This window comes from Klebsiella sp. RHBSTW-00215 (assembly GCF_014103785.1).
Taxonomy (GTDB): Bacteria; Pseudomonadota; Gammaproteobacteria; order Enterobacterales; family Enterobacteriaceae; genus Klebsiella.
Window position 1 is genome coordinate 4,577,176 of record NZ_JABXQS010000001.1, and the last position, 21,304, is coordinate 4,598,479.

Below are 21,304 nucleotides of genomic sequence, written 5' to 3' on the forward strand. Positions count from 1 at the left end.
AGGATTGACCTACTGTAGTTCCATGATAATTTGCAGCTGTGCCTCGACGGTTCCGGACTTCACCGTCTGGCCCGGAATGGCTTCCAGAGAAGCAATAAAATTGCCGGAAAAATTATTCAGCCCCGTCATAGAATCGTAGCCATCATCACTGGACATGTTAATTAAATTATGTCATTGGCTTCGCGGCACGGCTTGCCGTTGCACCGAATTGATGGCAGAGAATACCTGTACGGTAAGGATATAAAAGGGAGCAGGTCACCCAGACCTGCTCCATGGCGAGATTGCAATGTCTTCAACGCATTGAGCATATCGTCTCCGTCCAGAGAGCGCTGGGATTTCTTCTCTGTGGGTTTCCTGCGCCGACGCGAGGGGCCATCTCCGGCAGACAGTGCCTGACAACGGTTAAGCGCGCGTTCCCTGCGCTGACCGATACCGCTGTGATTGGTCCGGCGGCGAATCACTGCCAGAAGGGGCGACGGCCGACGGGCTTATCGCAGTCGATTCTGGTCGCCGCCTGCACCCCGCCCATCGGTATATATGCCAGTACCAGCGCGCCGATAATCAGTAACCCAGCCATAAACCACAAGCCGGCATTAAAATTCCCGGTCATATCATGCATTACCCCAATCAGCAGTGGGCTAAGCCCGGAGCCAATATTGCCCGCGCCGCTGATAGTCGCCAGCACAACCGCCTGAGCGCCGACGCTGATCGCCCGATCGGGCGTAGTCCAGAACAGCGTCATGGCGGTGAATGCTCCGGCTGAGGCCATTATCAGACCCGACAACTGAATCAGCGGATGTGCGGTCAGCGATGTCAGCAGCCAGCCAGCGGCGGAAAACAGGTAAGGGTAGATTGTATGACGCTTACGTTCTTTGAGGCGATCGGAACGTTTGCTCCACCACATCATCACCACGATGGTGCAAAACTGCGGGATCGCCGCCAACAGGCCGACGGTAATATTGCTGCTGGAGGCATTAAAGCTTTTGAGGATTTGCGGCGTCCAGATATTGATGGCGCTGAGACTATTAGTGAGGCAGAAGTAGGCGAGAATATAGAGCACTACTACCGGGGTAAAAATTTCGCGCCACAGCGAAACGGGCCGGGAGGTCAACATCTTCCGGTTGGCGCTGCGATCGCTTTCCATCATCCGTTGAAGAGTCTGTTTTTCATCAGCGTTCAGCCATTTTGCATCCGCCGGTTTATCATCAAGATAAAACCAGGTCACTACGCCAAGGATCACCGACGGCAGCCCTTCCAGCAGGAATAACCATTGCCAGCCCCTGAGGTTCATCACCCCGTCCAGCGCCAGAATATAGCCGGAAAGCATCGATCCGAACATCATCGTCAGCGGCATAGCGATCATAAATAGCGCGTTGGCGCGGGCCCGATACCAGGACGGAAACCACCAGGTGAGATACAGCAGAATACCCGGCACAAAGCCAGCCTCAGCAACACCGACAATCATACGTAGCGCATACAGCGTACCAGCACTGGTGGCAAACAGGGTACAGGTAGACGCCACGCCCCAGACCACCATAATGACGGCGATCCAGCGCCGCGCACCAACCCGGCTGAGCATAATATTGCTCGGCACTCCGAACAGCACGTAGGTGACGTAAAACAGCGTCGCGGCAAGGCCAAACATCGTGGAGGTCAGCCCCAGATCCTGGCTCATGGTCAACCCGGCAAAACCGATATTGATGCGGTCCAGGAAGGAGAATACAAATAAAACGAACAGGAATGCCACCAGGCGGCGGAACAGCTTACTCATTACCCGCTGTTCATCGGCCGTCGCCTGATTCTCCTGCGCAGATTGCGCTAACGTCGACATACTTCTCTCCTTGACCGTTACAGGCTGTTGCCGAGCCGGAAACCTTCCAGAACATCGTCTTTACGGGTGTAAGAGAAACCATCGGCACCGATAGTAACCGCCATTTCGCTCGGCTCGCTGCGCTCTGTGACCGGCTGGGGGTTGTCATCCAGATCCAGATCCAGTGAGCCTTCGGTATACCAGCTCGCGATCACCGGATTACCCCACCAGTCGCGGCGCTGGTTGTCGTGAACATCCCAGCTCATCACCGGGTTGTCCGGATCGCCGGTGTTATGCTGGTCGTCCTCTGCGGTGACCGTCAGGCCGAGAATATCGACATAGATTTCGCGGGCGGCCCGCAGGTCGGTAACTTGTGTCTCCATATAAGCACAGCGCAAAATATCCGGTGCCGGTACAGTGGCTATTACATTTTCAATCGTCATTGTAGGGTCTCTCAGGGTTATCGATGTGCATATCAGCGCAATTTGCACCACGGCGACAGGCCACAGCCAGCCGCGGACACATTGCCCATGGGTTTATTATGGCCTTATTAATATGTTAACGTTTTATTTATTTAAGCCTTTATCCAGACGATATCAAGCAGTTTATTTAAAATTAACCCGGGCAGGGCGAAGGGATGCAAAGATAAATTAATGTTTAATTTCATTGCATTAACGGATTATCTAATAAATATGTAAAAAAACAACTTCTCTGATTTGTGATCCAGACCTGATTATTAACATGTTAATAGTATTGGCCTACGATAAAAATGAGGACATTGTGGTTTAACTAATGATAAGCGAAAGCGAGAAACGCATGAATTCACTGTTTTCCTCATTGAGTATTATCCAGTTGAAAACCCTGCTGGTTATTCTTGAACAGCGCAACCTGACCCACGCTGCCGCGACCATGGGCAGCAGCCAGTCGGCCCTCAGTCGCCAGTTAGCCCATTATCGTGCCGCCTTTAATGATCCGTTGCTGGTTCGTCAGGGGAAACAGTTTCTGTTAACGGATAAGGCTAGTGCGCTGCTCGCCCCGCTGAGCCAGATATTACAAAATCTCGACTCGCTGGCGCAGCCGTTGATCTTCGATCCCGGGAGTTGTACCCGCCGGTTCTCCATTGCGGCCTCCGATTATGTCGCCACACACATTCTGCCGGACTTAATCCGTCACCTGGGGCAAGTCGCGCCAGGGGTTTGCGTTGATTATATAACCTGGCAACCCAATCGTTACGACTGGCTGTCCAGCGGTAAGGTGGACCTCGCCACCACGCTAGTTGAAGATGCACCGCCGGAATTTCATGGCCGAATCATCGGCGATGATATTCCGGTCTGTTGTTTACGTAGCGATCACTCACTTGCCAGCGCGGATAAAATTACCCTTAGCGATTATCTTAACTGGTCTCATATTAAAATTAGCGGCGGCGGCGATAAAGACGGTTTTATTGATAATTACCTGAAGCAGCAACAGGTCAGCAGGGTAATTCGTCTGTCGGTGCCGTTTTTCTCCGCTGCGCTGGACGTTGCCGCGCAATCGGACAACCTGTTAACTATCCCCCGATATTTACTGGAGCACAGTGTTGGAACACGGCCATTAACCTGGCGGCCACTGGATTTCGCCACCTGGCGTTTTCGCTATTGGGTTGTCTGGCACCGCCGAACTCATAACTCCCCGGAACATCAGTGGTTTCGGCAATTTGTCTATCAGCACTGTCAGGCGACGGCGTCGTTAAATCCCGGGAGTCAAAACATGTCATATTGACATAGCAACTATTCCCGGACCGACATGTTCGCCGGTGCCGATGACTGCTAACGTAATAATAGATATACGGATGAGTATTTTTTACCACACCATTAGCGCCGCAAATTAATTATCAAAAGGACATCAGGAAGCCTGATTATTTATTTAATAACGGAGTTTACTCATCAGCCAGAGAGCATAGGGAAGTGCATTACACGCCATTCACCAGCCGCTAATCATGAATGAGGATCTTAATATGAATAATGACCAGAATACGCCGCAGCATATGACGGGCGGAGATGCTGTCGTTAATGGCCTGAAACACCACCATGTGGATACTGTGTTTGCCTTACCCGGCGCGCAAATTTATGGCCTGACCGATGCCTTAGCACGCCAAAAAGAGGCAATTCGCACGATTGGCGCCCGGCATGAACAAACCAGCGCCTATATGGCCTACGGTTATGCCCGATCCACCGGACAACCCGGGGTATGCGCCGTGGTCCCGGGGCCAGGTATTCTTAACGCCAGTGCGGCACTGTTAACCGCCCACGGCTGTAACGCGCCGGTACTGGCTCTGACTGGCGATGTCGAATCGGCTTACAAAGACCGTGGGCGCGGTCAGCTACATGAGCTACCACGTCAGCTTGATATCCTCGGCCATATCGGAAAATGGAGTGCCCACATTGAGCAGCCCTGCGACGCGCCGTGGCTGGTTGCCCGCGCGTTTCAGGAGATGACATCCGGCAGACAAGGGATGGTGGCGCTACAGGCGGGATGGGATTTCTTCACCCGTACGGCGCGGGTGGATGGTGTTGCGCCGCTGGCGCGGAAACCGAAACCGCCGGTAGATACTGATGCTATCGACGCGGCAGCGAAACTTCTCCAGAACTGCCGGGCGCCGATGATATTTGTCGGCAGCGGTGCTTCAGATGCAGCGCCGGAGGTGAGGGAGCTGGCCGAAACTCTTGGCGCGCCGGTGGTCAGTTTCCGCGGCGGCCGGGGGATTATGGCTGACGATCATCCGCTTGGGTTCAACGTGGTTTCCGGGGCGCGCCTCTGGCCGCAGACCGATGTGGCGATTGTGATCGGTTCACGCTTTGAGCTGCTGGATATTCGCTGGAATTACCGTCCTCAGGGGCTGAAAATTATTCGCATTGATATTGATGCCGGCGAAGTGCGACGCCTGAAGGCGGATATCAATATCATCAGCGATGCGTCTGACGGCGCCCGGGCATTGATTAGCGCCGTTAGCGCAACCGGGACACCGCCGCGACGCGACCAGATGCTGGCGGAAACCAAAGAAATCGCCGCCGCAGCCATTAAGAAAATCCAGCCGCAGGTCAGTTATTTACAGGCAATTCGCGAAGTACTGCCGCGCGATGGGATCTTCATTGACGAGGTATCACAGGTCGGATTTACCGCTATCTTTGGTTTACCGATGTACCAGCCACGCACTTTTATTTCCTCCGGCTATCAGGGAACTCTCGGTTACGGCTTCCCGACGGCGCTGGGGGTTAAAGTAGCCAATCCCGGCATAGCGGTATTGTCTGTCTGCGGCGATGGCGGTTTTATGTTTGCCGCTCAGGAGCTGGCAACGGCAGTACAGTACAACATTAATCTGGTCACCGTGGTATTCAATAACCAGTCTTATGGCAATGTTTACCGCGATCAGCAGCAGAGCTTCGCCGGCCGTTTTATTGGTTCTGAGTTGGTAAATCCGGATTTCGTGAAGTTCGCTGAAGCTTTCGGCGTGCAGGGGATACGCGTCACTACGCCGCAAATGCTGCGCCAGGCGCTGGAACAAGCATTCGCCGCCGATAAACCGGTGTTAATTGAAGTAGCGGTAGCGCGCGGCAGCGACAGCAGCCCGTGGAAATTTCTCCACCCGCAGTTTAATGATTGACGAGAGACAAGGGCAGGGAAGCCTGAATATGCTATTTAATATATTCTGGCATTATTGGGATCCGCTTGGAAAACGGAATCTATGGTCACTCCCGTTTTTGCAACACCGATTTTGACGATAAATTGGCTTGCTTGAATCTATCCGGCGTCTGAATGGGATTTTATTCCCGCGCCTCGATGAGTTCCGCGCCTGATGAACCTCCAGAAAATATACGGCTTCAATGAGCCTTTCCGTTTTACAGGTTCCTCAACAGGCCGGTGGGCCGTTAGTATCATCAATATCAGTATTCGCAAAACCAGATCAGTGATTCTTTAAACCGGTGTATTTCTTCCGTTATGCTACATAAGTTTGCTGTCGTGCCGTTAGGGCCCAGGCTATTCTGGCCAGCTTGTTTGCCAGAGCACAAGTGACGACAAAGTTGCTTTTCCTACACAGTAGATCCCTGACCCAATCGGCCAATTTGCCAGACTGGTGTTCCAGTTTTTGTATGAATACCCTGGCACATTGAACCAACAAAGTTCGGATCTTTTTGTTACCTCGCTTACTAATTCCCAGCAATGTCGTCCGACCTCCCGTGCTGTACTGTCGAGGCACTAGCCCTGTTGCCGCCGCAAAGTCACGACTGCTGGCGTACTGCTTCCCGTCGCCAATCTCAGTTGAAATAGTACTCGCTGTCAGTGTTCCGACGCAGGGAATGCTCAGCAAGCGCTGTCCAATCTCATCTTCGTCCAACTTTCGTTTCAACTGGGATTCCAAATCTTTAATCTGCTCAACAAGATAGTGATAATGCTGTTGTAATTTCAGCAATAACTGGCTGAGGTATAGAGGCAAACTATTGTCCTCAAGAAGGGTACTCAGTCGGCTAATAACGGCAGCTCCTCGTGGAACGCTGATGCCAAATTCCAGCAGAAAAGCATGCATCTGATTGGTTGTTTTTACCTTATCCTGAACCAAGGATTCACGGACACGATGCAGCGCACGCATTGCCTGCTGAGATTCAGTTCTGGGCTGTACAAAACGCATAGACGGACGCGATGCAGCTTCACAAATAGCTTCGGCGTCGACAAAGTCGTTTTTGTTACTTTTAACGAATGGACGGACAAATTGTGGTGATATCAGCTTAGGAAAATGCCCCAACTCTTCCAACTTGCGTGCCATAAAGTGAGAGCCACCACAGGCTTCCATTGCGATGGTTGTAGCGGGGCATGTCGCCAAAAATTCGATTAACTTTGGCCGTGTAAATTTTTTACGGTAAACAGCCTTGCCGCGACGATCTTGGCAATGAATATGGAAAGAGTTTTTACCCAGATCGATACCAATGAGCGCAATGTTTTCCATGATAGTTCTCCGAATGAAAGCCTATCCTCAGCATAGTACCGGGAAGGAGGGAGTGACCATCTCATTAGATATCCTACTATAAGGGCTTCCCCGAACAGTCAACGCCGGTTTTTAATTTCTGTCTGTTCATCAATGAAAGGCAAGGGATAAGACTGCGCTACTATAAACGGTCATGCTGAATCGCTAGTGATTCGGACCCTGATGAAAGACGCTCGTGAGATCCTCCTTCGTTAATCGGATAGTGATATCCAGTAGGATATGCAGATACTTCTCACGGGGGTCTAACCCTTTACCATCAACAATTTACAGTTCAGTTACTACTCAGTTAAATTTTTCATGTTGTTGAATACAGTCTGAAGTCATCGCCGTAATGTAATGATGCCCAGCACAACCTCGCATTCTTGGCGGCGATTGCAACGACAGCACGCCAGTATCCCCGCCTACCAATCAACGAGCAGACCCAACGGCTAAACGGGTCCGTTCTATTCTCTGCCCCTACCATTACAGAACGGGCTCCCTGGACCAGTAGGGTTCGCAGATAGGCATCACCCGCTTTTGTTATCCTGCCAAGCTTTGATTTTCCGCCACTACTGTATTGTGATGGCGTTAGCCCCAACCAGGCTGCCAGTTGGCGCCCGTTCTTAAAATCATGGGCATTGCCAATACTGGCGACCAGCGCACTCGCTGTGGTGGGCCCAACACCTTTCAGTTCCATTAACTGCTGGCTGCGATGATCTGTTTTGGCCACACGAGATAATACCCTGTCATATTCGGCGATTTTCTCTTCAATATTAGTGACATGTGTCAATAGATCATCAATGCACAGCCTAACCTGTACTGGCAGAGTTTCCTTCTGGTCAGAAACAACATGACGCAGAGCATCAGTGCTTTGTGGGGCAATAACCCCGAATTCAGATATCAGGCCCCGAAGACGGTTATACGTTGCTGTTCTTTCCTGGATAAATCCCTGTCTTGTCCGATGTAAGCATTGCATTGCCTGCTGGCTTTCGTCTTTGACTGGTACAAAGCGCATATGCGGCCGCTGCACTGCCTCACAAATAGCTATTGCATCAGCTGCATCATTTTTCCCGGTCTTACCCGCCATGCGATAGGGTGAGACAAATTTCGGAGCCATCAACCGGACATCATGGCCATACTGCCTGAATAATCTTGCCCAATAGTGGGCACCCGAGCAGGCTTCCATTCCAATGACACAGGGAGGTAAACCTGCGATGAGTTCAGAAAGTGCTGCACGCGACACCTTGGGTTTAACCAGAACAGCTTTACCATTTTGGTCAATGCAGTGAACAGCAAACACATTTTTAGCAAGATCGATACCGACAGTGGTGATGGTCATAACGAATCCCTCTGGGTCAATGTTTATCCTATGATTGCACGAAAGTTAATCAGGCGCATATCTAGGGGAAGTCCCTTCCATTCGCTAAGCCTGTTTTTTGTACAGACTGCTATCTACTGAGCGTAACGAACGGTATTCCGGATGATATTCAACGCAAGCAATCTGGATGAGTTCGCCGGTGCAGGCCCGACGTGGGCGTGGCTGATGCACTCGAGGTGGCCGTAACTTACGAGGGATCCATAAACCGTCCCGGGTCATGAGCTTACGCACAGTCTCTTTAGCAAGATAAAGGTCATGAATCTCAGCAAGCTTCTCGCAGGCTAATGTCGGGCCAAAGTCGGCGTAACGTTCGCGAATGATGCGCAGCGCACGCTCAGCTAGGCCCGGCATGAGTTGCCGGTTGCCAGGCTGGCCACGACGACGGTTAACAAGTGAAAGCGGCCCATGTTCACGATAGCGCTCCAGTAACCGTCGGCAGTGTCGGTCAGATATCTCAAGCCGGGTTGCTGCAAGGCGTGTGGTAAGACGGCGGTCGATAACGTCCTGTAGGATCCTGAGTCGGTTTACATCGTTCATTGAGAAAACTCCGTTCCGTATGCCGTCATAAGTCTCATCCTTTGAAAGCAGTGATTGCTGTGGTGAGACTGTAGCGCGGACATGTCTAATTTGGTCAGAGACGGACATCTCAATTTAGCTACTATAGTCTCTGTCAAGGCCCGATAGAAATGTCCGTTATCCGGCTCAATTAAAATGTCCACTTTGATCTCTGATTCTCTTTGCTGATAGACTTTCCTGCGACTGACACAACAGGATGATTGAGCCCATGCTTCGATACGAGTTAACGCCAAACAATGCAGGTTTTGTACTGTGGGGAGATTCAGAAGCTCTGAATGAATTGCACGAACTTATTCATTATATCGTGGATGAAAGCCCACTGATTAAAGTTAAAGATGGATTTATGTTATCCCTTGCTTATGATATTCGTAAAGCACGGGAAGGTAATCGTCGTGTTGAGCAACATCAGTATGAACAACATGATACATATAAGCTTTATGGTGTTGAGCTTTTATGGCCTCTGGTCCTGGTACAGTCCTCAATACTCAGAAACTCAATGGGTTATATTCAGACAGACAAAAACCAGCTGTCTGTCATGTATGCCTTTGAATACCTGATAGAATCAGCATTAACAGAGTCTGAGAGAACAACGTCGAATGATATTATGCTAACAGTAAAATATGCATCAGACTCTGATTTTAATTTCATTGAGGATAATATTGACAGCAGGTGCTGCTATTTTATCAGCCTATCTCCGGAGCAAAGAAAAAAGCAGTTAATCAGTATTGTTCGTTCTTTTCATTCATTATGGGGTAAGTATGCCCGTGAAAAGCAGGACATAAAGATGCTGAACGAAATGAATAATACATCATGGGTCTGGCCGGACAATATCAACTGGTGAGCAACCACTGTCCGGCCAGTGAGTACCATCAGCGGGCTCTTTTACCAAAAATGTCCTCTGAACGTGACTGAAGCTGTTTGAGTGCTTCGAGCATGTCATCATTATCCAGTGAGCGCTGGGATTTCTTCCCTTCCTGCTTTGGCCGTCGTCGGGAAGGGCCATCTCCAGCGGGAATTGACTGAGAGCGCGTGTTATCCCGCTTGCTCTGCACCAGACTGATAAACTCCAGGGTTCGGCCAAGACGCTTGTTATCGACAATCGCGCCCTGGTCGATTTCTGACAGTCGGTCGTAGGTAGAGTAGGGAAGTAGCGTACCGTTCAGGCGCAGCTCTTTTCTGCCATCAGGATAGTGATACACATCGATATATTTACCTATTGCACGGCGACTCAGTTCGCTGTCTTCAATCAGGTACAACATTTTATCATATTGTATCGTCAACGATTTTGAGACTTTACGTTTTTCACGAACAGTGAAAATAAGCCCCAGGTCCTCATCATGTTCTACAGCACGGTGTACGTCAAAATCATGTCGCGGTACTTTGCCAAAACGGCGGTTATAGTCAGCCATATAGGCCTCAGCGAAGTCATTTGCAGCCTCCATTGAACAAATGCCCTGTAACCGCAGCTCTTTGACCAGACGATCCTGTAAAGTGAGGTGAGCTCGTTCTACACGCCCTTTGGCGGGACTGGTTTCTGCACAGATAGTCTGGATGTTCAGTTCATGCATGGCTCGCCCAAACTGAGTATGCCCGTCTCCGCCTGTGGCGTGTTTATTGTTAACACGAAAAACACCGGCTTTATCGCTGTACAGTGCCAGCGGTTTACCATGCTTATCGATATAGCGCCGCGTGGCTTCGAAGTAAGAAAACGTGGACTCCGATTTAACAAACAACAGTTCCATCAGTTTGCTGGTTGCATCATCAACATAGACCAGCGCGGTGCAGGCCGGGCCACGGCCTTCAAACCAGTCGTGATCACAGCCATCTATTTGTATCAGCTCACCAGTACACGGACGCCGGTACCGTGGTTGAGGGATCCTTGCGGCACGTTGTTTACGGGGAACCCATAAGCCAGCCCGCACCATGATGCGCCGGACAGTTTCTTTGCCAAGAAACAGTCCGTGGAGTTCTTCGAGCTTTTCACGCGCCAGAGTCGGACCGAAATCAGCATAACGCGTCTTGATCAGTTCCAGAGCCTGATCTGCGAGCCCGGGTGGCAACTGGCGGTTACCACGCATGCCACATCGTCTGCTGGCCATACCAAGCGGTCCGCCTTCACGGTAACGGGCAAGAAGTCTGCGGCATTGCCTGTCGCTGATACCGAGGTGCTCGGCCGCACGGCGCGTTGTGATGCGACGTTCAATGACGTCCTGTATAATCTTGATCCGGTTGATCTCTTTCAAAGTAAACACTCCTGAGCTTTCTGCGCTCATGATATGCCTCCCGGTAGTTTAAACGGACCAGTGAAGCTTACCATAGCGCGGACATCTGAATTGAGCCACAGGCGGACATTACTATTGAGCCATTACAGTCTCTGTCAAGGCTCAATTGAAATGTCCGTTATCCAGCTCAATTAAAATGACCACTTTGATCTCTCATTCTCTTTACTGATAGACTTTCCTCCGACTGAAACAACAGGATGATTGAGCCCATGCTTCGATACGAGTTAACGCCGAACAATGCAGGTTTTATACTGTGGGGAGATTCAGAAGCCCTGAATGAATTACATGAACTCATTCATTACATCGTGGATGAAAGCCCACTGATTAAAGTTAAAGACGGATTTATGTTATCCCTTGCCTATGATATTCGTAAAGCACGGGAAGGTAATCGTCGTGTTGAGCAACATCAGTATGATCAACATGATACATATAAGCTTTATGGTGTTGAGCTTTTATGGCCTCTGGTCCTGGTACAGTCCTCAATACTCAGAAACTCAATGGGTTATATTCAGACAGACAAAAACCAGCTGTCTGTCATGTATGCCTTTGAATACCTGATAGAATCAGCATTAACAGAGTCTGAGAGAACAACGTCGAATGATATTATGCTAACAGTAAAATATGCATCAGACTCTGATTTTAATTTCATTGAGGATAATATTGACAGCAGGTGCTGCTATTTTATCAGCCTATCTCCGGAGCAAAGAAAAAAGCAGTTAATCAGTATTGTTCGTTCTTTTCATTCATTATGGGGTAAGTATGCCCGTGAAAAGCAGGACATAAAGATGCTGAACGAAATGAATAATACATCATGGGTCTGGCCGGACAATATCAACTGGTGAGCAACCACTGTCCGGCCAGTGAGTACCATCAGCGGGCTCTTTTACCAAAAATGTCCTCTGAACGTGACTGAAGCTGTTTGAGTGCTTCGAGCATGTCATCATTATCCAGTGAGCGCTGGGATTTCTTCCCTTCCTGCTTTGGCCGTCGTCGGGAAGGGCCATCTCCAGCGGGAATTGACTGAGAGCGCGTGTTATCCCGCTTGCTCTGCACCAGACTGATAAACTCCAGGGTTCGGCCAAGACGCTTGTTATCGACAATCGCGCCCTGGTCGATTTCTGACAGTCGGTCGTAGGTAGAGTAGGGAAGTAGCGTACCGTTCAGGCGCAGCTCTTTTCTGCCATCAGGATAGTGATACACATCGATATATTTACCTATTGCACGGCGACTCAGTTCGCTGTCTTCAATCAGGTACAACATTTTATCATATTGTATCGTCAACGATTTTGAGACTTTACGTTTTTCACGAACAGTGAAAATAAGCCCCAGGTCCTCATCATGTTCTACAGCACGGTGTACGTCAAAATCATGTCGCGGTACTTTGCCAAAACGGCGGTTATAGTCAGCCATATAGGCCTCAGCGAAGTCATTTGCAGCCTCCATTGAACAAATGCCCTGTAACCGCAGCTCTTTGACCAGACGATCCTGTAAAGTGAGGTGAGCTCGTTCTACACGCCCTTTGGCGGGACTGGTTTCTGCACAGATAGTCTGGATGTTCAGTTCATGCATGGCTCGCCCAAACTGAGTATGCCCGTCTCCGCCTGTGGCGTGTTTATTGTTAACACGAAAAACACCGGCTTTATCGCTGTACAGTGCCAGCGGTTTACCATGCTTATCGATATAGCGCCGCGTGGCTTCGAAGTAAGAAAACGTGGACTCCGATTTAACAAACAACAGTTCCATCAGTTTGCTGGTTGCATCATCAACATAGACCAGCGCGGTGCAGGCCGGGCCACGGCCTTCAAACCAGTCGTGATCACAGCCATCTATTTGTATCAGCTCACCAGTACACGGACGCCGGTACCGTGGTTGAGGGATCCTTGCGGCACGTTGTTTACGGGGAACCCATAAGCCAGCCCGCACCATGATGCGCCGGACAGTTTCTTTGCCAAGAAACAGTCCGTGGAGTTCTTCGAGCTTTTCACGCGCCAGAGTCGGACCGAAATCAGCATAACGCGTCTTGATCAGTTCCAGAGCCTGATCTGCGAGCCCGGGTGGCAACTGGCGGTTACCACGCATGCCACATCGTCTGCTGGCCATACCAAGCGGTCCGCCTTCACGGTAACGGGCAAGAAGTCTGCGGCATTGCCTGTCGCTGATACCGAGGTGCTCGGCCGCACGGCGCGTTGTGATGCGACGTTCAATGACGTCCTGTATAATCTTGATCCGGTTGATCTCTTTCAAAGTAAACACTCCTGAGCTTTCTGCGCTCATGATATGCCTCCCGGTAGTTTAAACGGACCAGTGAAGCTTACCATAGCGCGGACATCTGAATTGAGCCACAGGCGGACATTACTATTGAGCCATTACAGTCTCTGTCAAGGCTCAATTGAAATGTCCGTTATCCAGCTCAATTAAAATGACCACTTTGATCTCTCATTCTCTTTACTGATAGACTTTCCTCCGACTGAAACAACAGGATGATTGAGCCCATGCTTCGATACGAGTTAACGCCGAACAATGCAGGTTTTATACTGTGGGGAGATTCAGAAGCCCTGAATGAATTACATGAACTCATTCATTACATCGTGGATGAAAGCCCACTGATTAAAGTTAAAGACGGATTTATGTTATCCCTTGCCTATGATATTCGTAAAGCACGGGAAGGTAATCGTCGTGTTGAGCAACATCAGTATGATCAACATGATACATATAAGCTTTATGGTGTTGAGCTTTTATGGCCTCTGGTCCTGGTACAGTCCTCAATACTCAGAAACTCAATGGGTTATATTCAGACAGACAAAAACCAGCTGTCTGTCATGTATGCCTTTGAATACCTGATAGAATCAGCATTAACAGAGTCTGAGAGAACAACGTCGAATGATATTATGCTAACAGTAAAATATGCATCAGACTCTGATTTTAATTTCATTGAGGATAATATTGACAGCAGGTGCTGCTATTTTATCAGCCTATCTCCGGAGCAAAGAAAAAAGCAGTTAATCAGTATTGTTCGTTCTTTTCATTCATTATGGGGTAAGTATGCCCGTGAAAAGCAGGACATAAAGATGCTGAACGAAATGAATAATACATCATGGGTCTGGCCGGACAATATCAACTGGTGAGCAACCACTGTCCGGCCAGTGAGTACCATCAGCGGGCTCTTTTACCAAAAATGTCCTCTGAACGTGACTGAAGCTGTTTGAGTGCTTCGAGCATGTCATCATTATCCAGTGAGCGCTGGGATTTCTTCCCTTCCTGCTTTGGCCGTCGTCGGGAAGGGCCATCTCCAGCGGGAATTGACTGAGAGCGCGTGTTATCCCGCTTGCTCTGCACCAGACTGATAAACTCCAGGGTTCGGCCAAGACGCTTGTTATCGACAATCGCGCCCTGGTCGATTTCTGACAGTCGGTCGTAGGTAGAGTAGGGAAGTAGCGTACCGTTCAGGCGCAGCTCTTTTCTGCCATCAGGATAGTGATACACATCGATATATTTACCTATTGCACGGCGACTCAGTTCGCTGTCTTCAATCAGGTACAACATTTTATCATATTGTATCGTCAACGATTTTGAGACTTTACGTTTTTCACGAACAGTGAAAATAAGCCCCAGGTCCTCATCATGTTCTACAGCACGGTGTACGTCAAAATCATGTCGCGGTACTTTGCCAAAACGGCGGTTATAGTCAGCCATATAGGCCTCAGCGAAGTCATTTGCAGCCTCCATTGAACAAATGCCCTGTAACCGCAGCTCTTTGACCAGACGATCCTGTAAAGTGAGGTGAGCTCGTTCTACACGCCCTTTGGCGGGACTGGTTTCTGCACAGATAGTCTGGATGTTCAGTTCATGCATGGCTCGCCCAAACTGAGTATGCCCGTCTCCGCCTGTGGCGTGTTTATTGTTAACACGAAAAACACCGGCTTTATCGCTGTACAGTGCCAGCGGTTTACCATGCTTATCGATATAGCGCCGCGTGGCTTCGAAGTAAGAAAACGTGGACTCCGATTTAACAAACAACAGTTCCATCAGTTTGCTGGTTGCATCATCAACATAGACCAGCGCGGTGCAGGCCGGGCCACGGCCTTCAAACCAGTCGTGATCACAGCCATCTATTTGTATCAGCTCACCAGTACACGGACGCCGGTACCGTGGTTGAGGGATCCTTGCGGCACGTTGTTTACGGGGAACCCATAAGCCAGCCCGCACCATGATGCGCCGGACAGTTTCTTTGCCAAGAAACAGTCCGTGGAGTTCTTCGAGCTTTTCACGCGCCAGAGTCGGACCGAAATCAGCATAACGCGTCTTGATCAGTTCCAGAGCCTGATCTGCGAGCCCGGGTGGCAACTGGCGGTTACCACGCATGCCACATCGTCTGCTGGCCATACCAAGCGGTCCGCCTTCACGGTAACGGGCAAGAAGTCTGCGGCATTGCCTGTCGCTGATACCGAGGTGCTCGGCCGCACGGCGCGTTGTGATGCGACGTTCAATGACGTCCTGTATAATCTTGATCCGGTTGATCTCTTTCAAAGTAAACACTCCTGAGCTTTCTGCGCTCATGATATGCCTCCCGGTAGTTTAAACGGACCAGTGAAGCTTACCATAGCGCGGACATCTGAATTGAGCCACAGGCGGACATTACTATTGAGCCATTACAGTCTCAGTGCGCATAATGTATATTATGTTAAATTAGGCCTTAAGCTTTTAATCCATGTTAGTCTCCCTCATCCCTGCAGTCTTTCAGATGTCTCTTTTATCAGATTGCCCTGTTGAAATCTGATGTTGATATCATCCTGGAACGATCACTATTGAAATTACGTTGCGCGCGATATCTGGCCTCGTATGAAGCTCGCTCAGGCTCATCGCCTTCTCCCATATCCTAAGATGGAAATGAATTCTGCCTCCCAATGTTTCTGGTGCGATGCGAGAACCTTTTGTTTTTAACAATGTTGTCTATGATTAATGGAACACACTAACACAAGGAATACTATGCATATTCGAAAAGGATTAAAAACGGATCTTGTACGCTTGGAATGTTGTGATTTTTCATTCACCATTACTCATGCCGCCAGCGCACCTTTTATAAATAACGATTTGTTAATTGAACCACTAGTAAGTTCGTACATCAAAACTTATGAACTCGATATTCAGACTTTGGAAAATCATTGTATTAATTCGGATTCAATATTTCTCATTGCTGAGACTGAACACCATGAAATTGCGGGATTTATCACTGCCTCACTGAGTTGGAATAAATTTGTCTCAGTTGATTACATCGCCATAGAAAGTTCTAAACGCAGATGCGGCACGGCTAACAAACTGATGTCTGCTGCTCATGTCTGGGCCCGAAGTATGAACGCTGCAGGCTTAAAGCTTGAGACGCAAAACGTCAATGTTCCCGCATGTTTATTCTACAGAAATTATGGATTTTCTTTAGGTGGATACGATCGTTATCTCTATAAAGCATTGCCTGAAAAAGATGAGATTGCGCTGTTCTGGTATTATATGTTGATTTGATGAACAGGTAAATAATCACTGACTTTAAAGCGTTAATTATTCTGAATTTGGATTTTTTGATCACCTAATCGCTGCGAGTGACTAATATTACATTTCATTTGTTAAGGAGGCTGGTATGACATCAGGAAATAACTCAATGCTACATTACCCTCGTCCACCGTTTGTGGAACAACCGCAGCAGACCCCAGGGTTAGCATCTGAAATGAAGCCTCTGCCCGATCACGGAGAGACAAGCTATATCGGCTCAGGAAAACTCAGCGGAAAAAAAGCATTGATTACCGGGGGGGATTCCGGTATTGGTCGGGCTGTTGCCATTGCTTATGCCCGTGAAGGTGCTGATGTTGCAATTGGATACCTCCCGCAAGAAGAGTCCGACGCGGCTGCCGTTATTGCCCTAATACAAGCTGAGGGCCGGAAAGCGGTAGCGATCCCTGGCGATATTCGTATTGAATCATTTTGTGATACGTTGGTTGAAAAGGCGGTAGCAGAACTTGGCGGGTTGGATATTCTGGTCAACAATGCTGGAAGACAGCAGTATTGTGAATCTATTGAAGAGTTAAGCACTGCCGCGTTTGATGCCACTTTTAAAACAAACGTCTACGCTCCTTTCTGGATTACCAAAGCAGCGCTTCGTCATATGACTAAAGGGGCTGTTATCATCAATACATCATCAGTCCAGGCATTTAAACCCAGCGAGATTCTGTTGGATTACGCCCAGACGAAGGCATGCAACGTTGCGTTTACCAAATCTTTGGCAAAACAGTTAGGTTCTCGCGGTATCCGCGTTAATGCTGTTGCTCCAGGTCCATACTGGACACCGCTTCAGTCAAGCGGCGGACAACCACAGGATAAGGTTCAGCAATTTGGGGAGGACACACCCCTTGGTAGACCAGGTCAGCCCGTAGAGATTGCGCCTCTTTATGTTCTGTTTGCCTCGGACAGTAGTTCTTACTCTTCCGGTCAAGTCTGGTGCTCAGATGGTGGCACTGGAGTAGCATAACCGAAATATTGTCGCTGCGGTGCAGCATCCCAACGATACCGCAGCGATTCTTCTGGAACAAAAAATTGGCCTGTAAGGATCCTTTTATGTGTGTATTTTTACTGTAACATCTATTTTTACTATTATTTAGGTTTTTTCTGATATCAAACTTATAACACATACTCTCATCAACCTGGTGTGAGCGAGTCCGAGCTATAATTAAATAGACAGGTTGCAAAACTAAGCGAAGCGGCTAAAATAATTATTAAATGACTAACTACATAGGGAGATATTATGGGTTTCTGGCGAATTGTTTTGACAATTATTCTACCTCCGTTAGGCGTTCTGCTGGGTAAAGGGTTTGGCTGGGCATTTATCCTTAATATTATCCTGACGCTTTTAGGGTACATTCCTGGGTTAATTCATGCCTTTTGGGTTCAGACCAAGAATACTTAATGATGCGTGTTGAAGAGGGATATTATTTTTCGAATTTTGTGATTTAAAAGCCCTGCTATTCTTACACCGGGAGCGGTAATCGCTCCTGGACAAACAATCAAGATATTATACCTGAACATTCACATGTTTGTGAAACGACTAAAATAAGCGAAATATAAGCATCTTGCCTAAAAAACATTGCCGCCTCCTCTCCTCCCTGCAAAGACGGCAATCACCTGTCAAACTAAGCTTCTGGAGACTGACTCTCCAGCCACCGGTAAACCGATGACAGATCCTGCGCCGCAAACCCTTCTTCCGCCGCTTTTTGCCAGATATCGGCAATTTTATCCAGCACCGGCATTGTCGCTGGAGAAGCCAGCGCTAGCGCCAGCTTCGCATCCTTCAGTGCATGCACGAGCTGCATTTGCGGCGCATATTGATGTTTTGCGATAGCGTCCAGTTTTACTTTAACATACGGCGCGGCCAGCGGACCGCCCTCTAGCGCGCTCCAGAACTGCTCTGGGCTGAAGCCAAGATTTTTTGCTAAAAGCGTACTCTCGGCGACCCCTTGCATCATCGAAATTAGCCACGCGTTCAGTACTAACTTCATTTTCTGGCTGTTACCCGCAGCGCCAAACCACTGCGTACCACGCGAAATGGCAGCAAAAACCTGCTCAACGGCGGCACACTTTTCCTGCTCTCCACTGGCGAGAACCAGAATTTGTGCGTTCTCTGCTGGCGCTTTAGTACCGGAAACCGGCGCATCGACAAACTGCATCGCTGGCTGGATCTGCTTGAGCAAGTCAATAGCCTGAAGGGTTTCCTGTACGCCAATAGTCCCCATCTGGCAATAAATTGCCTGCGACTTACAGGCCGGGGCGATCTCAGCCAGCACCGAAAGCGTGGCTTCGGCATCACTCAGCATGCTGATAATAACATCGGCGTCCGATACGGCCTGCTGGGGCTGCGCATAGCACGTCAAACCATAAGCCTCTAGATCTTCCCCTCGCCCCGGAGAGCGGTTCCATGCGGCGACGGTAAAACCTCTTTTCAGCAAGTTACTGGCAAATGCATGTCCCATAGCACCCAATCCCAGCACCGTAACCTTTGGTAAGTTCATCATTTATTCCTGATACGTTGTTAATTCGGATTATGTTAGCAGCAGCACGGGGTCTGCACTGGCAAAGTTCACCGCGATACTTGCTGCTGCCGGAGCCCAGTACAACCCGTTCCAGCTGCCCGTGGCGATTAAGTCCCCCGCGCGTAGAGGTTGAGATTGCGCTGCCGCATGGCGGGCAAGCCAGGGTATCGCACTCAATGGGTCGCCGAAAGGATGAATTCCGCATCCGGCTGCAAGTAGCGTCTGATTCACCTGCACGGAAACGCCGATCGTGCCCCATTGCGGATAAGGCATAAACGCCTGCGCTTCACCGAGGATCAACGCACGATTAAGCTGCCGGTCGGCAAGGCGTAACAGCGCGCTTGGCGCGTCCACTTCATCCCACCGGGAATCGCACAGTTCGATTCCCGGCATCCAGACGTCGATGGCGGAATAAACCTCGGAAAGAGAACACCCGGCATCCAGGTCTCTCCCAAGCCGCACAACAATTTCAGCCTCAATACCATAGGCAAAACAGAATCCAACAGGAATCTGCCAGCCTGATGTATACACCGCCGTCGTAGGGATCCTGGCCGTGCTGGAGGAGCTTCCCGGCGCCCCGCCCAGCTTCCAGATATTTGTTGCATCATCGCTAAACCACCCCAGCGCATCGGCCACCCGTTGCTGTACGGCATAGGCGTCAGCATCAGATACCAGATGCAATCCTGCTGTTGACTGCCGTGATCCAGTCTGCCACCCGCGAATTAAACGCGCGGCAACGCGCTCTACATCAGTCATAAAGGTAGCTCGCTTTTACGCCGACGGACCTGAGCCGGGCCAGGGCGTTTACAGGCCAGAAACTGTCCGCGTCCCTGCTCTCCTCGCGGCTCGCCATCCCAGACAATGTCCCCGCGCGAGAACGTCATCGCGGGCCAGGAACTTAGCTGCATACCGGCATAGGGGGTGTAATCGACATTGTGGTGCAGCATGTCGTTGGTCAGCGTAAATACCCGATCATCATCCCAGATAACCAGGTCGGCATCAGCGCCAATAGCAATGCTGCCTTTACGCGGATAGAGACCGTAAAGTTCTGCCGCATGGGTTGATGTTAGCGCGACAAAGGTCTGCGGCGTAATTCGACCTGTTCGTACACCTTCCGACCACAGCAACGCCATCCGGGTCTCAACGCCGGGGATCCCATTAGCAATTTTATCGAAGGACGCCTGTTCGCCGTGTGCTTTCTTACCATCCGGCCCCTCAAATCGATACGGAGCGTGGTCTGAGGAAAAGATCTCGAAAGCACCGTTTTCCAGGCCGTCCCAGATAACCTGCTGGTTTGCAGCATCCCGCGGCGGTGGACTACAAATGCAGCGTGCGCCCTCAAAGCTGTCATCGCAGCCCAGATCATTGGCGGTTAAAAACAGATACTGTGGGCACGTTTCGGCATAAACCTTCAGGCCCAGGCTTTGCGCCCAGCGGACCTGTTCCACCGCCTCACGACCTGATACATGAACAATAAGGATCGGCACATCAACCAGTTCAGCAAAGGCAATTGCCCGATGGGTTGCTTCGCGTTCAACAAGCATTGGACGAGCGACGGCATGATAACGCGGCGCGTGCAGACCGGCCGCCAGCAGGCGCTCCGTCAGCCAGGCGATACAATCACTGTTCTCAGCATGTAGCATCACCATCGCGCCTTCACGACGTGCCAGCGACAGCGTTTCAAGAATCTGCCGGTCGCCTAGCTTAAGCGCATCGTAGGTCATATAGATTTTAAACGAGGTGTACCCCTCGGCGATCAGCGCCGGTAGTTCATTTTCCAGCACATCGGGCGTTGGGTCCGTCACAATCAGGTGGAAGGCGTAATCTATCACCGGTTTATCACCTACCCGGCGATGGTAATCTTCGACGGCCTCGCGCAACGAACCTCCCTTTTGCTGGCAGGCAAATGGAATGACGGTCGTCGTTCCACCGCATGCGGCCGAGAGCGTGCCGCTGAGAAAATCATCAGCCATCACCGCCCCATCCTCGCTCGGCTGGTCTAAGTGCACATGACTGTCTATCCCTCCTGGCGTCACATAGCGCCCGGCAGCATCAATCTCGCATTTACCCGGCGGCAACTCCATACCCAACGCGGCGATACGCCCATCAATAATACCAATATCACTGGTGAATATATCCGCGGCGGTCACGACTCGAGCACGGCGAATTACGGTATCGAACGGTTGCATA

General features: G+C 49.9%; 18 protein-coding genes and 2 pseudogenes. 8 read left to right on the forward strand and 12 right to left on the reverse strand.

Annotated elements, in window-relative coordinates; genetic code table 11:
- Positions 1-9: 9 nt before the first annotated feature.
- The 3 genes and pseudogenes from HV127_RS21725 to HV127_RS32100 form a co-directional block, all read right to left on the reverse strand.
- Positions 10-156 carry a fimbrial protein gene (locus HV127_RS21725; protein ID WP_182238687.1) on the reverse strand — a complete coding sequence of 49 codons (147 nt, stop codon included), beginning with the start codon at positions 154-156 and terminating at the stop codon, positions 10-12.
- Positions 157-457: 301 nt separating this feature from the next.
- On the reverse strand, positions 458-1,831 hold the full coding sequence (gene hpaX, locus HV127_RS21730) for a 4-hydroxyphenylacetate permease (protein ID WP_182238689.1): 1,374 nt from the start codon (positions 1,829-1,831) through the stop codon (positions 458-460).
- A gap of 17 nt (positions 1,832-1,848) precedes the next feature.
- A pseudogene (locus HV127_RS32100) lies at positions 1,849-2,106 on the reverse strand (3,4-dihydroxyphenylacetate 2,3-dioxygenase); the annotation flags it as partial.
- Positions 2,107-2,626: 520 nt separating this feature from the next.
- On the opposite strand from HV127_RS32100, the gene HV127_RS21740 reads away from it, so the two are divergent.
- Together HV127_RS21740 and HV127_RS21745 are read left to right on the forward strand one after the other, a co-directional pair.
- On the forward strand, positions 2,627-3,571 hold the full coding sequence (locus HV127_RS21740; RefSeq protein WP_182238691.1) for a LysR family transcriptional regulator: 945 nt from the start codon (positions 2,627-2,629) through the stop codon (positions 3,569-3,571).
- 235 nt (positions 3,572-3,806) lie between these two features.
- Positions 3,807-5,453 (forward strand): thiamine pyrophosphate-dependent enzyme, encoded by a 1,647-nt coding sequence (locus HV127_RS21745; protein ID WP_228727486.1) that lies wholly within the window; start codon positions 3,807-3,809, stop codon positions 5,451-5,453.
- Between the two features lie 333 nt (positions 5,454-5,786).
- Here the strand turns inward: HV127_RS21745 and HV127_RS21750 are convergent, their stop codons facing one another.
- The 3 genes and pseudogenes from HV127_RS21750 to HV127_RS21760 all read right to left on the reverse strand — a co-directional run.
- Entirely contained in the window at positions 5,787-6,791 is a 1,005-nt protein-coding gene (locus HV127_RS21750) for an IS110-like element IS4321 family transposase (RefSeq protein WP_000427620.1), read from the reverse strand.
- Between the two features lie 334 nt (positions 6,792-7,125).
- A complete protein-coding gene (locus tag HV127_RS21755) occupies positions 7,126-8,148 on the reverse strand; it encodes an IS110-like element IS5708 family transposase (protein ID WP_000156884.1) in 1,023 nt (340 codons plus the stop codon).
- Between the two features lie 159 nt (positions 8,149-8,307).
- Positions 8,308-8,724, reverse strand: a pseudogene (locus HV127_RS21760) (helix-turn-helix domain-containing protein); the annotation flags it as partial.
- Positions 8,725-8,971: 247 nt separating this feature from the next.
- Between HV127_RS21760 and HV127_RS21765 the strand changes: the two are divergent.
- Positions 8,972-9,604 (forward strand): hypothetical protein, encoded by a 633-nt coding sequence (locus HV127_RS21765; RefSeq protein WP_182240766.1) that lies wholly within the window; start codon positions 8,972-8,974, stop codon positions 9,602-9,604.
- Positions 9,605-9,632: 28 nt separating this feature from the next.
- Here HV127_RS21765 and HV127_RS21770 read toward each other — a convergent pair whose 3' ends face one another.
- Positions 9,633-11,036 carry an ISNCY-like element ISKpn21 family transposase gene (locus tag HV127_RS21770; RefSeq protein ID WP_001567368.1) on the reverse strand — a complete coding sequence of 468 codons (1,404 nt, stop codon included), beginning with the start codon at positions 11,034-11,036 and terminating at the stop codon, positions 9,633-9,635.
- A gap of 218 nt (positions 11,037-11,254) precedes the next feature.
- On the opposite strand from HV127_RS21770, the gene HV127_RS21775 reads away from it, so the two are divergent.
- Positions 11,255-11,887: a hypothetical protein gene (locus tag HV127_RS21775; protein WP_001567369.1), complete on the forward strand. Its 633-nt coding sequence runs from the start codon at positions 11,255-11,257 to the stop codon at positions 11,885-11,887.
- Between the two features lie 28 nt (positions 11,888-11,915).
- Here HV127_RS21775 and HV127_RS21780 read toward each other — a convergent pair whose 3' ends face one another.
- Positions 11,916-13,319 carry an ISNCY-like element ISKpn21 family transposase gene (locus HV127_RS21780; protein ID WP_001567368.1) on the reverse strand — a complete coding sequence of 468 codons (1,404 nt, stop codon included), beginning with the start codon at positions 13,317-13,319 and terminating at the stop codon, positions 11,916-11,918.
- Between the two features lie 218 nt (positions 13,320-13,537).
- Between HV127_RS21780 and HV127_RS21785 the strand changes: the two genes are divergently transcribed.
- On the forward strand, positions 13,538-14,170 hold the full coding sequence (locus HV127_RS21785; RefSeq protein WP_001567369.1) for a hypothetical protein: 633 nt from the start codon (positions 13,538-13,540) through the stop codon (positions 14,168-14,170).
- 28 nt (positions 14,171-14,198) lie between these two features.
- Here the strand turns inward: HV127_RS21785 and HV127_RS21790 are convergent, their stop codons facing one another.
- Complete coding sequence (locus tag HV127_RS21790; protein WP_001567368.1) at positions 14,199-15,602, reverse strand: ISNCY-like element ISKpn21 family transposase; 1,404 nt, start codon at positions 15,600-15,602, stop codon at positions 14,199-14,201.
- Positions 15,603-16,031: 429 nt separating this feature from the next.
- On the opposite strand from HV127_RS21790, the gene HV127_RS21795 reads away from it, so the two are divergent.
- The 3 genes from HV127_RS21795 to HV127_RS21805 all read left to right on the forward strand — a co-directional run bounded on the left by HV127_RS21795 (position 16,032) and on the right by HV127_RS21805 (position 17,994).
- Positions 16,032-16,559, forward strand: coding sequence for a GNAT family N-acetyltransferase (locus tag HV127_RS21795; RefSeq protein ID WP_139539749.1), 528 nt, complete (start codon positions 16,032-16,034; stop codon positions 16,557-16,559).
- Between the two features lie 115 nt (positions 16,560-16,674).
- A complete protein-coding gene (locus tag HV127_RS21800) occupies positions 16,675-17,559 on the forward strand; it encodes an SDR family oxidoreductase (protein ID WP_182238693.1) in 885 nt (294 codons plus the stop codon).
- A 273-nt stretch (positions 17,560-17,832) separates the two neighbouring features.
- Positions 17,833-17,994, forward strand: a complete 162-nt coding sequence (locus tag HV127_RS21805; RefSeq protein ID WP_139539747.1) for a YqaE/Pmp3 family membrane protein — start codon at positions 17,833-17,835, stop codon at positions 17,992-17,994.
- A gap of 223 nt (positions 17,995-18,217) precedes the next feature.
- Here the strand turns inward: HV127_RS21805 and HV127_RS21810 are convergent, their stop codons facing one another.
- Genes HV127_RS21810 through hydA form a run of 3 tightly spaced genes read right to left on the reverse strand, consistent with a single transcriptional unit; the run spans position 18,218 to position 21,303 of the window.
- On the reverse strand, positions 18,218-19,096 hold the full coding sequence (locus HV127_RS21810; RefSeq protein ID WP_182238695.1) for an NAD(P)-dependent oxidoreductase: 879 nt from the start codon (positions 19,094-19,096) through the stop codon (positions 18,218-18,220).
- Positions 19,097-19,123: 27 nt separating this feature from the next.
- Positions 19,124-19,870 (reverse strand): fumarylacetoacetate hydrolase family protein, encoded by a 747-nt coding sequence (locus tag HV127_RS21815; RefSeq protein WP_182238697.1) that lies wholly within the window; start codon positions 19,868-19,870, stop codon positions 19,124-19,126.
- Positions 19,867-21,303, reverse strand: a complete 1,437-nt coding sequence (gene hydA / locus HV127_RS21820) for a dihydropyrimidinase (RefSeq protein WP_182238699.1) — start codon at positions 21,301-21,303, stop codon at positions 19,867-19,869. The genes HV127_RS21815 and hydA overlap by 4 nt, the downstream gene beginning before the upstream one ends.
- Position 21,304 lies beyond the last annotated feature (1 nt).

What these genes read in the sequence shown, in the direction of transcription:
- HV127_RS21725 (WP_182238687.1), bottom strand. Translation starts at nt 156, where the DNA reads ATGTCCAGTGATGATGGCTACGATTCTATGACGGGGCTGAATAATTTT.
- hpaX (WP_182238689.1), bottom strand. Translation starts at nt 1,831, where the DNA reads ATGTCGACGTTAGCGCAATCTGCGCAGGAGAATCAGGCGACGGCCGAT.
- HV127_RS21740 (WP_182238691.1), top strand. Translation starts at nt 2,627, where the DNA reads ATGAATTCACTGTTTTCCTCATTGAGTATTATCCAGTTGAAAACCCTG.
- HV127_RS21745 (WP_228727486.1), top strand. Translation starts at nt 3,807, where the DNA reads ATGAATAATGACCAGAATACGCCGCAGCATATGACGGGCGGAGATGCT.
- HV127_RS21750 (WP_000427620.1), bottom strand. Translation starts at nt 6,791, where the DNA reads ATGGAAAACATTGCGCTCATTGGTATCGATCTGGGTAAAAACTCTTTC.
- HV127_RS21755 (WP_000156884.1), bottom strand. Translation starts at nt 8,148, where the DNA reads ATGACCATCACCACTGTCGGTATCGATCTTGCTAAAAATGTGTTTGCT.
- HV127_RS21765 (WP_182240766.1), top strand. Translation starts at nt 8,972, where the DNA reads ATGCTTCGATACGAGTTAACGCCAAACAATGCAGGTTTTGTACTGTGG.
- HV127_RS21770 (WP_001567368.1), bottom strand. Translation starts at nt 11,036, where the DNA reads ATGAGCGCAGAAAGCTCAGGAGTGTTTACTTTGAAAGAGATCAACCGG.
- HV127_RS21775 (WP_001567369.1), top strand. Translation starts at nt 11,255, where the DNA reads ATGCTTCGATACGAGTTAACGCCGAACAATGCAGGTTTTATACTGTGG.
- HV127_RS21780 (WP_001567368.1), bottom strand. Translation starts at nt 13,319, where the DNA reads ATGAGCGCAGAAAGCTCAGGAGTGTTTACTTTGAAAGAGATCAACCGG.
- HV127_RS21785 (WP_001567369.1), top strand. Translation starts at nt 13,538, where the DNA reads ATGCTTCGATACGAGTTAACGCCGAACAATGCAGGTTTTATACTGTGG.
- HV127_RS21790 (WP_001567368.1), bottom strand. Translation starts at nt 15,602, where the DNA reads ATGAGCGCAGAAAGCTCAGGAGTGTTTACTTTGAAAGAGATCAACCGG.
- HV127_RS21795 (WP_139539749.1), top strand. Translation starts at nt 16,032, where the DNA reads ATGCATATTCGAAAAGGATTAAAAACGGATCTTGTACGCTTGGAATGT.
- HV127_RS21800 (WP_182238693.1), top strand. Translation starts at nt 16,675, where the DNA reads ATGACATCAGGAAATAACTCAATGCTACATTACCCTCGTCCACCGTTT.
- HV127_RS21805 (WP_139539747.1), top strand. Translation starts at nt 17,833, where the DNA reads ATGGGTTTCTGGCGAATTGTTTTGACAATTATTCTACCTCCGTTAGGC.
- HV127_RS21810 (WP_182238695.1), bottom strand. Translation starts at nt 19,096, where the DNA reads ATGATGAACTTACCAAAGGTTACGGTGCTGGGATTGGGTGCTATGGGA.
- HV127_RS21815 (WP_182238697.1), bottom strand. Translation starts at nt 19,870, where the DNA reads ATGACTGATGTAGAGCGCGTTGCCGCGCGTTTAATTCGCGGGTGGCAG.
- hydA (WP_182238699.1), bottom strand. Translation starts at nt 21,303, where the DNA reads ATGCAACCGTTCGATACCGTAATTCGCCGTGCTCGAGTCGTGACCGCC.